This is a genomic window from Chryseobacterium fluminis (assembly GCF_026314945.1).
GTDB classification, from domain to species: Bacteria; Bacteroidota; Bacteroidia; order Flavobacteriales; family Weeksellaceae; genus Chryseobacterium; species Chryseobacterium fluminis.
The window spans coordinates 2520247-2534954 of record NZ_CP111121.1; the positions used below are offsets into that span (position 1 = coordinate 2520247).

Sequence of the window (14708 nt, forward strand, 5' to 3'; positions counted from 1 at the left end):
AATTTGAATAAACTCATCACCATGAATATTGCTCAAAATTGCGGTCTCAAGATTCCTGATTATGAGATCATAACAAATACCGATCAAATAAAGCAAAATGACTTGAGCATAACAAAGGCTATATCGAACGGAATTTATAAAGTAGTCAATAATTACAGTTTTTATTCATACACGGAAATTATTGAATATGAAGAAGATGTAAAAGTTCCTCTATTCCCATCATTGAAAATGGATCTTATAAAGAAAACTATAGAGATCAGAGTCTTTTTTATTGAAGGACATTTTTTTTCGATGGCTATCTTTTCACAATCATCAGACCAGACCAGTGTAGATTTCAGAAAGTACAACCATAAAAAGCCCAATAAGGTGGAACCTTATAAACTTCCTGCTTCGATCGAAGAAAAAATAACTGATATGTTTAGAGAACTAGGACTGAATTGCGGCTCCGTAGATCTGATTTTAGATGATCAAAATGAATTTGTGTTTCTGGAAATAAACCCTGTTGGTCAGTACGGAATGGTATCTGATCCATGCAATTACTCCTTAGACAAAAAAATCGCTAAATATTTAATCAATGGAAGGATTACAGAAAATTAAATTAAAGAAAGAAAAAATTCAGAACCTACCGCTTTTTTTTAAAACAATCTACTATAACCAGGTTACCAATATTAATGATGAAATGAAGTTATTCAAACATAATGACATTCTTCAATGCTCCTTTATGCGCCATTATTATTCCAGCCGAAGAATTTGTAAGACCTTAAATTTTAAACTTTTTGAAAATGAAGAATAGTACATACATTGATGAAACCATAATTCTTACCTCAAGCTGTAAGATTACAAAAGGAAAAGGAAGAAGTCTTATTGTAGACTATTTAAGGAATGAACTTTTCTTTATTTCGAATGATTATTATCAACTACTGAAAGAAATCGATAGAAAACCAATAAGTCATACATTCAGTATGGTAGATTCCGAAGATCATGATTCTGTTTCTGAATTTATAGAATATTTATTGGAAAATGAAATCATCATGCTTTCCAGAACACCGGAATTGTTTCCTCAGCTATCCGAAGAAACCGATGATTTTGATATCATTAGAGATTCCATTATCGAAATTGATCCTAAAAATTTTATTGAAGACGTTTTTTCAAAAACAGTTCAGCAATTAAACAGCTTGAGATGCAATGATGTCCAGCTAAGATTATATTCTGAATTTTCTACAGATTTTATTCATAAACTTCTCCGTTTGATAAATGATACAGACATTAATTATGTAGAACTCCATTTTGAATATGATGAAAAAATTAATAGAGAATTTCTGCTCAACCTGATTGAGGATTACCCTTCCCTATCTCATATTTTTGTATATAACGCACCCGAAAGCAGAATATATCAGCATAAGATTCAGCAGAATCATTTCTATCCTTTACTCCTCGGAAATATTTACTACGCCCAGACTCCTTTGAACAGTGGAAGCTGCTGCGGAGTCATCACACAGGAATCTATGAATTTTGACAACATTCTGAAATATAATGAACTTAAGCAAAAAAATGGATGCCTTTATAAAAAAGTAACGATTGATAAAGATGGCAACATCAAAAACTGTCCATCCATGAAAAAAAAATATGGCAATATTAAAAATGCCTTCATAGAAAATATTATAAAGCAGGATGAATTCCAATTTTTTGGAAACATACAAAAAGATGAGATCTCAGTCTGTCAGGATTGTGAATTCAGATATGCATGTACCGACTGCAGAGCTTTTTTGCAGGATAGCAGTGACGTATATAGTAAACCCTTAAAATGCGGATACAACCCTGAAACATTTGTATGGGAAGATGGGAGTACTAATCCATTAAAGAATAAAGGCAAAGTATATGAGTAACAAAGTAAAATCCGTTTTTTTTTCCAAGTTCCCTTTTGTCCCTCAAAAAGATCAGATGGACTGTGGAATTGCCTGTATCAGCATGATCAGTAAACATTACGGAAAAGAATTTGGACATACTTATTTAAAAGAGATTTCTGCTATTTCTCGCGAAGGAGTTAGTATGTTGAATATTTCCGATACTTTCCATGAACTAGGTATAGATAATGCAGTGGTAGAAACAGACCTGGAAAGTCTTATCGATGAAAATATGCTTCCATGCGTATTACACTGGAACCAGAAACACTTTATCATATTGTATAAGATAGGAAAAAATATTTTCACCCAAAAAAAGACATTTTATATAGCTGATCCTGCCCATGGTCTTATCCGGTTAAGTGAAACTAACTTTAAAAAATCATGGGCTGGCAATGGATCCGGATTCGCACTATATACAGAACCTACTGAACAATTTTACAGTAATGATAATAATCTTGAAAAAATCAATTCCAAGCATTTATTAAAGTATGTACAATCTTTCAAATGGGAATTATCAAAGATTTTCATCACCTTAATCCTAGGAAGTATTCTTACCCTTGCCTTTCCCTTTTTGACGGAAAAGCTTGTAGACAAAGGTATAAAAAATAAGGACCTCGACTTTATTCTTCTAATTCTGATTGCTCAGTTATCTCTTTTTATTGGTCAAACCATTATAGAGATTATCAGAAGCAGAATATCAATTTATCTCGGATCCAGAATAAATATTAATATTATATCGGATTTCTTAGGAAAACTGATGACAATGCCTTTGCGGTTTTTTGACTCTAAACAGGTGGGCGATATTATACAGAGAATTTATGACCATAAAAGAATCGAAAACTTCTTGACCTCACAAAGTATTCTTACTTTATTTTCCATGATTAATTTCTGTGTTTTTTTCTTTGTACTAGCATACTACAACTGGAAAATACTCATTTACTATATTTTCATTACTGGACTGTCTATCTTATGGATACTCTATTTTCAGTCGCAAAGAAAAATTGTTGATTATGAAAAGTTTAATCTTAATTCTGAAAACCAAGAAAATACACTGGAATTGATTACTGGAATGCAGGAAATCAAACTCAACAGTTTTGAAGATTATAAAAAAAATAAATGGAAAAGTACTCAGGAAAAACTGTTTAAAATTAATTTTAAGATGTTAAATATTGATCAGATTCAATTATCTGGGTATGAATGCATCAACAGTCTAAAAAATATTATTGTCACGTACATCGTTGCTCAGAATGTAGTTTCAGGGCATTTGACTCTGGGAAGTATGTTGAGTATATCTTATATCATTGGAGAAATGAACTCCCCCATAAGCCATCTTGTAAGTTTTTTCAGATCATTACAGGATGCTAAACTCAGTTTTTCGAGAATTAATGAAATAAATAATTATCAGAGTACTAAAGCTTCCACAGCCAGTTTTGCTGAAGATCAAACAACACATTCGGATGTTAAAATCGAGAATCTATCTTTTCAGTACGAAACAAAAAATTCAGCTTATATTTTAAAAGACATCAACTTACTGATTCCCAGAAACAAAACCACAGCAATTGTAGGAATAAGCGGTAGTGGGAAAACTACCTTAATGAAACTGTTGCTAAAATTTTATGCACCGAATCTTGGGAGCATTTCCATCGGTGAGACCAATCTGGATGACCATATTTTTGAAAACTGGATAAAAAAGTGCGGTGTTGTGATGCAGGACGGCTTCATTTTTTCTGATACAATTGAGCGGAACATTGCAACAAACGACGTCGGTATTGATTATCAAAGGCTAAATGAGATACTAATAATAACCAATATAAAGGCTTTTGTGGATGAACTCCCACTCGGGTTGAAAACAAAAATAGGGGCTTCAGGAAATGGAATCTCCGGAGGACAGAAACAACGTATTTTGATCGCTCGTGCATTATACAAAAATCCTTATTATTTATTTTTCGATGAGGCAACCAGTGCCTTAGATGCTGATAACGAAAAGCATATTCATGAAAAATTGCAACCATTTCTTAAAGGTAAAACAGCCGTAATTATTGCCCATCGTCTTTCTACAGTAAAAAATGCTGATAAAATTATTGTGTTGGATAAAGGAAAGGTAGTTGAAGAAGGAAATCATCAGGAACTGGTAACCTTGAAAGGTAAATACTATCGTTTGGTCAAAAATCAACTGGAGCTTGGCAATTAAGAAGTAGTTATTAAATCTTACATCATGTTAAATATTTTTGATGCTACTCGTCACTTAGCTCAATTGGGTTATATTCATTTTCTTTTCCACTGGTTTTTGGTCTTTGATCTTCTGAGAATACAGTACCCATTCTTTCTAATTCATATTTTGCATTTTCTTTGGCATTTATTATCGCTTGAGTTAATTCCTTCTTTGTAACTAATTTAGCATTGCGGTACCGCACCTTATTTATCCTTATCAGTTTTCCTTTTAGACTAGAGCTTGCTACTGATTTTATCAATTCAAAATCATAATCGCCTGTTTTATCTGTTATCTTCACAATTAAACCTGGCAGGCCGCTAAACTTGTAAGGACCATAAGGAAGAGGAATTTCGGATGAGTACCAGGCTGTCCAGTCTCTTCCTTTAAAATGTACCTCTGCTTTTTTACAAAGCATAGAATTGATTACTTTCGTTTCATTAATCAGTTTCCAATTGCTAATTACAGGGGTATTATACGATAGAAGTGTCATGCCCGCCGCTTCGTAAAATTGTGAATTATCATTTGTCTGGATAATTAGAAATTTAAATTTCGATGGTGGAAATCCTCTCATATCAATATTAAAAAAGTTATTCTTTCTATTATTAAATTGTTCCGTAAAAATAGAGTCGAATTTCAGTCTATTTTCACTGATAAAAAAAGCGCGGCTATTACTTATCTGTAATGAAAAGGACTCCTTATAAACATGATCCCTATTTAGAGTACTGGGCCTATGCTGGAGCAAATAAGTAAATTCACCCCGTAGCGAATCATTCGCAGCTGTTTGAGACGATGATAAAGAGAAAAATAATAAAAATATAATTGTTAAAATTTGACTTTTTATGAAGCTCATCATTTTATGATTAAGAGAATCGTTCAAAATTTAAACGATCCTTTGATTATGTTAATTATTTTTCGATGCTACTCCTCACTTAGCTCAATAGGGTTATATTCATTTTCTTTTCCAGTGGCTTTTGGTCTTTGATCTTCTGAGAAGACAGTACCCATTCTTTCTAATTGGTGTCTGATATTTTCCCTGTAATTTCTTTTTGCTTTCACAAATTCTCTCTCCGTAACTATTTTAGGATTTTGATAATATCTTTTACTCACTGTTATAACTTTTCCTGTCAGGTCTGAACTGGGTACAGATTTTATCAATTCGAAATCATAATCTCCCGTTCTGTCTGTTATTTTTACAATTAAACCTGGCAGACCACTAAACTTGTACGGACCATAAGGAAGAGGAATTTCAGGTGAATACCAGGCTGTCCAGTCTCTTCCTTTGAAGAAGACTTGGGCTTTATGACAAACGATAGAATTAATGATCTTCGTTTCATTAATAAGTTTCCAGTCGTCAATAACGGGATTATAATATGATAACAGAGTCATGGCCAGCGACTGATAAAATTGTACCGTGCCTTCCATATTTTGAATAATCAGAAAGTTGAATTTTGAGGATGGCATATTCCTCAGATCAATATTAAAATTATTCCTGCTCTTATTAATCTGTGACCTAGCGAGGGAATCAAATTTCAATCTGTTTTCACTGATAAAAAAAGAGCGGTGATCACTTACTTTTAAAGAGAAAAGCTCTTTATAGATATAATCCCGACTTTCAGTATTTGGTTTACATTGAAGTAAATAAGTAAATTCTCCACGTAATGAATCATTTGTAGCAGTCTGAGAAAATGAAACAGAGAAAATTAATAAAAATATAAGGGTTAAAATACTGTTTTTTATAAAGCTCATTATTTTTATGATTAAAAGAATCGTTTAAAACTTAAACGATTCTTTGATTATGTTGAAATATTTTTGCTTACAATTGACAATAATTATTTTGAATTTGTTCCGCCCATTCTGTAAACTCAGCATCAGACCAATCCTGACATGTATATGCAGACGTACAGGTTGCCTGTACTATACCGCATCGTACTGCTAATGCAGCTTTTGCTTTCTTCCCTTTTTTTAAAACGGATTCTTTCTTAGATGTTATTTCTTGTCCTTTAGAATTTCCCTTTTCCACATTGTCTTTAGCACTCACTAACCCGGCAACTCCGAAAGCTGCCAATACAATTAATTTTGTCATCACTTTTAATTTTTTTTAGTTACTGTTTATTTGAGATTGCAATCTGATACAATTATAAGAATAATTATTTATTCACCATAAAGGTGAGTATTAACTTACTAAAAGTTTTCATTTTTATATAAAAAGAGTAATTTGAAAATTATTTTAGCAATAAATATTTAAACAAATAATATTGCTTGGATTATTTTTTATTATCACACATTACAGTTTCTACCCACTTCCTCTGATAAAAACACGTCACAAATGGTAAAAAACACTAAATTTACCGCGACAATTACGCAAAGTAACAATGGAGATTTTCCCGTTTCAATACATCATCAGCAATAAGAAAGTTGATTCCCTCATGGATAACGGGGAAATAGTCTATCACAACAACCTGAACATTCAGATACACACTTCGAACAGAGATCATCTCATCTGTAAAGAGGATGTTATATTTTTCGGCGAATGTTTTGATTCCGGGAATCCTAAATCCTCCAATAAAGAGGCCGTAGATTCTTTACTCCATCTAAACATTGAACAGAAAATTGAAAAACTCAATAAACTCACCGGTTTTTTCACTTTTCTCTTTTTCAGCAATGACGATATATATGTATTTAATGACGCAGCCGGGCAGCTGGAAACGTACATCTCCAATGAAAATGATGAACTATATATTGCCGCGCAACCCACGCTTATTAAAGACGGTAAAAATATCGCTGATGAAAAGGCACCGCCATATATTACCGACCGCAAAATAAATATATTCAGCAAAACACCTTTTAAACACATTATTAAGCTGATTCCGAATTTCTACTATGATGTAAAAGAGAAAAAGCTAACCCGGTTTTACCCTGAAAATCCGTTACCCATTTTAGACAATGTACAAGTGGCCAAAGAAGCACTTTCTGTTCTGGAAGCTTCGATGGAAAGCATGTCTTACCGGAAAAAAATGAGTCTTGCCGTTACGGCAGGCTGGGATTCAAGAATTTTATTTGCCGCTTCACTCAAAAGTGCCGACAGGATACATTATTTTGTGCTGAATCATAAAACGGAAGATGGAAAACAGGATGTAAAAATTGCAGGAGAGATCACAGATGCTTTCTCAAAAGAATTAAGAGTAATTGAATATGATTTATCATCCATACAGACAGAAGAAAACGATGTCAACCTATGGAAAGATGATGTAAAAGGCCGGAAAATGGCGCATCTCATGAATATTCATTTCCCGGATCGATACCTGATCAACGGAAATATCAGCGAGGTCTCCAGAAATTTTTACGATCCCCTTCCCCACCATCTTTCACTAAAGGATATCTGCTATATTTTAGGACTCCGGGACGGAGCCTACGAAAGAGAAGCGGTCAACGAATGGAAAAACACACTGCCCCACAACATACACCTGCTTGACGCTCTTTACTGGGAACACAAAATGCCTAACTGGGCCGGAAGCTCAAAATCAGTCTCCAATATTCATAATATGGTGATGTCACCTTTTAACAACAGATATTTACTCAATCTGCTTCTTTCTACAAAAAGGAAAGACCGCGATAAGTATTTTCATAAGATCTACGAACTAATGCTGAAAAATGTGGGTGAAAATTTAGCGAAGATCCCGATCAACCCGACGAGAAAACACCACCAGATTGAAATGATGAAAAAAGCCGGTGTTTATAAGATATACAGAACTGTTTTTTTCAGGTTACGTAAACTTAAATTTTAAAGAAATCTTTCAAAATAAAATCTAGAAAGATAAATGGATTTTGTGTGAATGAACATTTTTTATTTGTTGATTGGTATGAAGGCAACAATTTCTTTACCAACTAAGGTTACTCATAGTTTATGTCTTCCTATTACAGTCTACCCGGCTGAATTTTAATTTTTTACCGGGACACCGATCAGGAAATTTTCTTTTTCCTCCTGGACTTCCGGAAATCCCATGGTGATATCGCCTTTTTATCGCTCCACAAGCCAAGCTTTTTTGATCTGGCCTGGGATTCATAGGCTTGAAGAGCAGTATTTTTAGAATACTGATAATACCACCATCCGAATCCGGCTTTTATGATTTCGGCAGATAAATATTTCCCGTTATCATAGTAAATTTTAGCCACCGTTCTTTTATAACGGTCTTTCTTACTTCTGTAAAAAGTGATTTTTTTTCCAAAAACCTGGGAGCTTGTAAACTGTTTGGCATTTTTTCCGAAGGCCTGCTTATTTTCAGGACAGTCCACATCTGCCAGTCTTAAGGTCTCATGCTTATTATTGGTCAGTAAAGCCACCACGGTGTCTCCATCTTTTACGGCTATGATTTTAGCTTTGGTCTGAGAAAAAATAACTACTGAAGAAAAAAGAAGGCCTGCGTAAAAAATTTTTATCATTATAAATTAAGAGTCGGGATTATTTTACCGGTGACAACGGTACTGTTTAAAGAACTGAAATAGAAAAAGTTTAAATAAAAACAAGTCATTTTCCGCTTCCGGCAGATTTTGAATGGCAGAAGTTCTTTTCCACTAGCCATCTCCGGGAACCACTTATTTAAATACAAAGATAATAAATGAACGGCATTTGTTGCTTCCCTGATTCTTAAAAAAGCAAATGAAGGACATCTTCAGAATTTAAAAATTGAGACGTAATCCTGACCGAAAATGCTAAACCTATTTTTATTTCAACATATTTCAGGAAAATCTATAAAAAAATACAGAATCAGCTGCCAGACATTCAATGCGGTTCCTTTTAACAGAAAGTAATGATTTTAAAATCCAAACTTAAAGTATTGCAACATAACCGACTGAATATGAAAACACTAAATACATCCAGCTTAAAATAAGAATAGTCTACCCACAAAAAAGACTAAAAAAATGTTTTATCGTAAAGAATTTTATATATTTGCACCATCTAACAATTAAAAAAAATAATTTACTATGTCAGACATTGCATCAAGAGTAAAAGCTATCATCGCTGATAAGCTTGACGTTGAAGAAACAGAAGTAACTCCTGAAGCTAGCTTCACTAACGATTTAGGAGCTGATTCACTGGATACCGTTGAACTCATTATGGAATTTGAAAAAGAATTCAACATTCAAATCCCTGATGATCAGGCTGAAAAAATTACTACTGTAGGGCACGCTATCGCTTATATCGAAGAAGTAGTAAATAAATAATATTCTTCAACAAAAAAGAAATTAAAAAAAGTTTATGGAATTAAAAAGAGTAGTTGTAACCGGTTTTGGAGCAATAACACCGATTGGAAATAATGCAAAAGAATACTGGGAAAATCTTCTTAAAGGTGAGAGCGGTGCTGCTCCGATTACTCTTTTTGATGCCACAAACTTTAAAACAAAGTTCGCTTGCGAAGTAAAGGGCTTCAATCCGTTAGACCATTTCGATAAGAAAGAAGCTAAAAAAATGGATAGAAATACCCAACTTGGGATGGTGGCTGCCAGAGAAGCAGTAACCCACTCAAGAATTATGGAAGATCAGGTTGACAAAAACAGAGTCGGCGTAATCTGGGGTTCAGGAATCGGAGGTCTGGAGACTTTTGAAACGGAAGTTCTGGGATGGGCAAATACGGATATTCCCAGGTTTAACCCTTTCTTTATTCCGAAAATGATTGCGGACATTACTCCGGGACATATTTCTATTGAGTATGGTTTCCACGGTCCGAATTATACGACTGTTTCTGCATGTGCGTCTTCAGCAAATGCTATAATCGATTCCAAAATGCTGATCCAGTTAGGAAAAGCAGATGTGATTGTATGCGGAGGCTCGGAAGCAGCCGTTACAGCAAGTGGTGTCGGTGGATTCAATGCAATGATGGCACTATCTACAAGAAACGATGATCCTAAAACCGCTTCAAGACCTTTTGACAAAGACCGGGATGGCTTTGTACTGGGCGAAGGGGCAGGATGTATCATTCTTGAAGAGTACGAGCACGCCATAAAACGCGGGGCTACCATTTATGCAGAATTAAAAGGGGGTGGTATGAGTGCCGATGCACATCATATGACAGCACCTCATCCTGAAGGACTGGGAGCTTACCTGGTAATGAAAAACTGTCTGGAAGATGCAGGGTTAACTGCTGATGAAGTAGACCATATCAACATGCATGGTACCTCTACTCCATTAGGAGACATTGCAGAATCTAACGCAATTTCGAAATTATTAGGAGAGCATGCTTACGACATTCAGATTAATTCTACAAAATCGATGACCGGTCACCTTCTGGGTGCAGCCGGAGTTATTGAGGCTATTGCTGCGTTGGGAACGATTATTCATGGTATTGTTCCTCCTACCATCAACCATTTTACTGATGACGAAAATATCGACAGCCGACTGAATTTTACATTCAACGATGCTGTGAAGAAAGATGTGAAAGTAGCCATGAGCAATACTTTTGGGTTTGGTGGGCATAACGCTTGCGTTCTATTTACGAAAATCTAAATTCAATGAATGGAGTTACAGAAATACTTTTCTAAATTCCTTCTCAAAAACAGAAAAAGAAAATTAACGGAAAGAGACCTCTTCCTTAGTACAAGACTTAACACGATACTTGGAACTGAGGTACAGAACATGGCACTTTACCGTGAAGCTTTTTCATTAAAAAGTTCTTCTAAAAATCAGGACAGCAATTACGAAAGACTTGAATTTTTAGGCGATTCTGTTTTGGGTACAATTATATCTTGTCATTTGTTTCAGACCTATCCTCAGGCTAACGAGGGATACCTGACACAAATGAAATCTAAGATTGTTAATAGGAAAAATCTTAATAAATTAGGGGAAGATCTTAAACTTACTGATCTTTTACAGAAATCGGGCACCGCAGTAGCGCTGGGTGAGAATATCTCCGGCAATTTATTTGAGGCATTAATCGGTGCGGTATACCTGGACTTCCATTATGACGCTTGCAAAAGAATCATTTTGGAAAGACTTTTAACGCCTGGTGAGATTAACAAACTTGAAAACAAAATTGTAAGCTACAAAGGTCTTCTGCTCGAATGGAGCCAGAAGAAAAAAATTGGCATAAAGTATGAAACCTGTGAAGAGATCCAGGTAAATAAGGCGATCGTATTCCGGTGCCATGTATGGCTGGGAGAAGAAAAAATTGCCAACGCTACGGAAACTTCCAAGAAAAAGGCAGAAGAAAAAGCAGCACAAAGGGCATTTTATATTTTAAACAAAAAAGAAAACATACTTGGAAATCCAAAAACTTTATGATCTTGACGATATAGAATTTGAAGATATTGCCATAGGATTGGTAAGATTAGCAAAGCATATCCCTGACCATGAATTTTTTTTCAGGGTGAATCAGAATAACAATCTTACATTTTACAGAAAGAAAGATCTGATTCTTCAAGGAGATTATTTTGATCACTATTTTCCAAGATTCGAGGCGTATCATAAGTCCACAAAGACCTGTTTTACCTTCATTTCAAATAAATCTTCTGAAAGTAAACAAAAAAAACTACAGACTGAGTTATTCACGGGAGAAGATAACATTAAATTTTTATTAAATAATCAGGTTGAAGTGCAATATATTTTGCACAGTTCGGAACAGTTTCCTGATTTTTCCGTAATTTTGCTCCCTGAAAATCTTGTGTTTCCGATTCAAGATTATACATTGAGCTCCGAAGAGGAACTCTATCAAATTATCCAGTATTATGAATAAGTATTTAAAAAAAACAAAAATTATCGCAACACTTGGACCGGCTTCATCGTCGAAGGAAGTGATGTTAGGGTTGATGAGAGCAGGTGTTGATGTTTTTAGAATAAATTTTTCACACGCAGATTACGACCTGGTTCGTACAAATATCGAAATCATCAGGGAACTTAATAAAGAATATGGGTACTCGGTAGGTATTCTTGGAGATTTACAAGGTCCTAAGCTGAGAGTAGGCGTTGTGAAAGAAGGTTCTTATCTGAATCCTGGAGATATCCTAACCTTTACCAACGAAAAGATCGAAGGTGATTCTACAAAAGTTTTTATGACTTACCAGCAGTTTCCACAGGATGTGAAAGTTGGAGAAAGAATCCTTATTGATGATGGTAAGCTGGTTTTAGAAGTTACAGAAACGAATGAAATCGATACCGTAAAAGCTAAAACCATTCAAGGGGGACCTTTAAGCTCAAAAAAAGGAGTCAATCTTCCTAATACAAACGTTTCTCTTCCTGCTCTTACAGAAAAAGATATTCAGGATGCGAATTTTATGCTTGACCAGGAAGTAGACTGGATTGCCCTTTCTTTTGTACGTCACGCTCAGGATATTATCGACTTAAAAGAATTAATCAAACAGCATCCGAACGGTAAAATCAAAACGCCGATTATCGCAAAGATTGAAAAACCTGAAGGGGTAAAAAATATCGACGAAATCCTGATGGAATGTGACGGACTGATGGTTGCCCGTGGTGACCTGGGTGTGGAAGTTCCTATGGAAGAAGTTCCTGCTATTCAGAAAACTTTGGTTGAGAAGGCAAGATATTATTCCAAACCGGTAATTATCGCTACCCAGATGATGGAAACGATGATCAATAGTTTAACCCCCACAAGGGCGGAAGTAAATGACGTAGCCAACTCTGTACTGGACGGGGCTGACGCGGTAATGCTTTCCGGAGAAACCTCTGTAGGAAGATATCCTGTTCAGGTGGTGGAAAACATGGCGAAAATTGTAAAGAATATCGAAATGACCCATTTTTATCAGCATAAAAATGAGCCTATTGAAAAAAATTTCGACTGTATCGATGAGAGATTCATTACCAACCGCGTATGTCTTGCTGCGGTAAGAATTGCCAAGACAACGAATGTTTCTGCGATCGTTACCCTTACTCATTCCGGATATACCGCTTTCCAGCTGGCCGCTCACAGACCGGATTCTCATATCATCGTCTATAGTGGTAACAGGAGAGTAATTACCATGTTAAACCTTCTTTGGGGAGTTCATGCATACTATTATGATATGAAGAAACCTACTGACGAAACCATTATCCAGGTGAATATGCTGACTCATAATCACGGATATATTGAAGCCGGAGACTTTGTTATCAATATCAATGCAACTCCATCTTATGAAGGCGGAAAAACAAATACATTGAGACTGACTACGGTTTAATCGTACGTAAATAAGATACGCTAATTTCTTGATTTAGCTTTTGATAAAGTAAAACTCCCGAGAAAATTCGGGAGTTTTTCATATCCATATTGTTTGATCTGTTAATTTCCAACAATTGTTTTCGCTGTTACGAATTCTTTTAGTGCCAATAAGGAAAGCTCCGTACCGTATCCTGAAGCCTTTGACCCTCCAAAGGGAAAACGCGGGTCAGAACTGGTCATCCTGTTAATATTGACAGTTCCAGATTCCAGATTTTCTATAAAAAATTCCTGACGCTCTCTGGTGCTGGTCCATACGGAATTTGAAAGCCCGAAAGGAATATCATTGGCGATCTGCAAGGCATCTTCATCATCTTTGGCAATCATGACCATTCCCAGCGGTCCGAACAATTCTTCCTGCAGAATAGGATTTCCTTTTTCCACTCTGATCAGCCCTGGGTTAAACGCTGTATCTGAAATTCTTTCGAGGGGAATAATAATTTCCGCCCCGTTTTCCAGTGCCCTGTCAAACTGAGCCTCCAGCTCATCCGCTAAATCAGCTCTTGCCATTCCGGCCAGTACCGTTTCTTTATTCAGAGGATCACCCACCTGGTATTTTTTATATTCTTCAATAAATTTCGGTAAGAATTCTTCTTCAATTTTTTCATCAATAATAAATCTCTTTGCCGCCGTACAGGTCTGCCCGCAATTCTGAAGCCTGGATTTTGCGCCTGACTTTGCCGCCTCATCCAAATCTGCATCCTCAAAAATGATAAAAGCATCACTTCCTCCTAATTCAAGCAGGGACTTTTTGATATTTAAACCAGCGATGGAGGCTACTTCTCCTCCTGCTTTCCCGCTACCGGTAAGACTCACACCTTTTACGATATGATGCTCAAGAACTTCTTTTACATCTTGATGCCCGATTTCCAGATTCTGAAAAATTCCTTCCGGAAAGCCGGCCTCTAAAAGAACTTCTGCAATAGCATTTCCGCTTCCGAAACAAATGGAAGCATGTTTCAGAACAATTGTATTTCCTGCTAAAATAGCAGGAACCGCAAATCTCAGTACCTGCCAGAACGGAAAGTTCCATGGCATCACGCCTAAGATTACTCCTTTCGGAACATAATGAACTTCAGAATAAGCAAACTCTGACTCTACTTTTTCAGGTTTTAAGATATTCTCCGCATCTGCATAATAATTCATCATTAAAGCACACTTTTCCACCTCGGCAACAGATTCCGATATCGGTTTATTCATTTCTGTTGTAATGATCCTGCCGAATTTTTCTGAATTGTTTTTTAAAATTTGAGCCGCTTTCCGTATTAATACCTGTTTCTCAGCAAATGACACTTTTTTCCATTCTGCAAAGGCCAGGTCAGCTTTAACCAGCTTATTTTCAATTGATTGTTCCATAATGTAATTTTCAGTTTAAATTCAATAAAGAAT

At 35.6% G+C, this 14708-nt stretch carries 14 protein-coding genes; 9 read left to right on the forward strand and 5 right to left on the reverse strand.

Translation table 11 applies throughout. The annotated features are described in order from the left end of the window. Window positions 1-3: 3 nt before the first annotated feature. The 3 genes from gwsG (at window position 4) to ODZ84_RS11540 (ending at window position 4095) form a co-directional block, all read left to right on the forward strand. Window positions 4-597: a grasp-with-spasm system ATP-grasp peptide maturase gene (gene gwsG, locus ODZ84_RS11530; RefSeq protein ID WP_266177273.1), complete on the forward strand. Its 594-nt coding sequence runs from the start codon at window positions 4-6 to the stop codon at window positions 595-597. A 185-nt stretch (window positions 598-782) separates the two neighbouring features. Then, window positions 783-1886 carry a grasp-with-spasm system SPASM domain peptide maturase gene (gene gwsS, locus ODZ84_RS11535; protein ID WP_266177274.1) on the forward strand — a complete coding sequence of 368 codons (1104 nt, stop codon included), beginning with the start codon at window positions 783-785 and terminating at the stop codon, window positions 1884-1886. Next, the gene (locus ODZ84_RS11540; RefSeq protein ID WP_266177275.1) at window positions 1879-4095 is read left to right on the forward strand and encodes a peptidase domain-containing ABC transporter; all 2217 of its coding nucleotides are present in this window, start codon (window positions 1879-1881) and stop codon (window positions 4093-4095) included. The genes gwsS and ODZ84_RS11540 overlap by 8 nt, the downstream gene beginning before the upstream one ends. 43 nt (window positions 4096-4138) lie before the next feature. Here the strand turns inward: ODZ84_RS11540 and ODZ84_RS11545 are convergent, their stop codons facing one another. From ODZ84_RS11545 to ODZ84_RS11555, 3 genes are all read right to left on the reverse strand, one after another. Continuing rightward, window positions 4139-4993, reverse strand: coding sequence for a GLPGLI family protein (locus tag ODZ84_RS11545; protein ID WP_266177277.1), 855 nt, complete (start codon window positions 4991-4993; stop codon window positions 4139-4141). A 41-nt stretch (window positions 4994-5034) separates the two neighbouring features. Continuing rightward, entirely contained in the window at window positions 5035-5862 is an 828-nt protein-coding gene (locus tag ODZ84_RS11550; protein WP_266177278.1) for a GLPGLI family protein, read from the reverse strand. Window positions 5863-5929: 67 nt separating this feature from the next. Next, complete coding sequence (locus ODZ84_RS11555; protein ID WP_266177279.1) at window positions 5930-6199, reverse strand: hypothetical protein; 270 nt, start codon at window positions 6197-6199, stop codon at window positions 5930-5932. A gap of 289 nt (window positions 6200-6488) precedes the next feature. Between ODZ84_RS11555 and ODZ84_RS11560 the strand changes: the two genes are divergently transcribed. Further along, on the forward strand, window positions 6489-7901 hold the full coding sequence (locus ODZ84_RS11560; protein WP_266177280.1) for a hypothetical protein: 1413 nt from the start codon (window positions 6489-6491) through the stop codon (window positions 7899-7901). A 175-nt stretch (window positions 7902-8076) separates the two neighbouring features. On the opposite strand, the gene ODZ84_RS11565 is transcribed toward ODZ84_RS11560, so the two are convergent. Continuing rightward, on the reverse strand, window positions 8077-8556 hold the full coding sequence (locus ODZ84_RS11565; RefSeq protein ID WP_266177281.1) for a thermonuclease family protein: 480 nt from the start codon (window positions 8554-8556) through the stop codon (window positions 8077-8079). 543 nt (window positions 8557-9099) lie between these two features. On the opposite strand from ODZ84_RS11565, the gene ODZ84_RS11570 reads away from it, so the two are divergent. The 5 genes from ODZ84_RS11570 to pyk are packed head-to-tail and all read left to right on the forward strand — an operon-like array spanning window position 9100 to window position 13281. Next, window positions 9100-9339, forward strand: a complete 240-nt coding sequence (locus tag ODZ84_RS11570) for an acyl carrier protein (RefSeq protein WP_002976354.1) — start codon at window positions 9100-9102, stop codon at window positions 9337-9339. A gap of 34 nt (window positions 9340-9373) precedes the next feature. Beyond that, the gene (fabF, locus tag ODZ84_RS11575; protein ID WP_266177311.1) at window positions 9374-10618 is read left to right on the forward strand and encodes a beta-ketoacyl-ACP synthase II; all 1245 of its coding nucleotides are present in this window, start codon (window positions 9374-9376) and stop codon (window positions 10616-10618) included. 9 nt (window positions 10619-10627) lie between these two features. After that, the gene (gene rnc / locus ODZ84_RS11580; protein ID WP_266177312.1) at window positions 10628-11392 is read left to right on the forward strand and encodes a ribonuclease III; all 765 of its coding nucleotides are present in this window, start codon (window positions 10628-10630) and stop codon (window positions 11390-11392) included. After that, window positions 11370-11843 carry an IPExxxVDY family protein gene (locus tag ODZ84_RS11585; protein ID WP_266172456.1) on the forward strand — a complete coding sequence of 158 codons (474 nt, stop codon included), beginning with the start codon at window positions 11370-11372 and terminating at the stop codon, window positions 11841-11843. The genes rnc and ODZ84_RS11585 overlap by 23 nt, the downstream gene beginning before the upstream one ends. Then, a complete protein-coding gene (pyk, locus tag ODZ84_RS11590) occupies window positions 11836-13281 on the forward strand; it encodes a pyruvate kinase (protein WP_266172457.1) in 1446 nt (481 codons plus the stop codon). The genes ODZ84_RS11585 and pyk overlap by 8 nt, the downstream gene beginning before the upstream one ends. A 101-nt stretch (window positions 13282-13382) precedes the next feature. Here pyk and ODZ84_RS11595 read toward each other — a convergent pair whose 3' ends face one another. Then, window positions 13383-14675, reverse strand: a complete 1293-nt coding sequence (locus ODZ84_RS11595; RefSeq protein WP_266172458.1) for an aldehyde dehydrogenase family protein — start codon at window positions 14673-14675, stop codon at window positions 13383-13385. Between the last annotated feature and the right edge of the window lie 33 nt (window positions 14676-14708).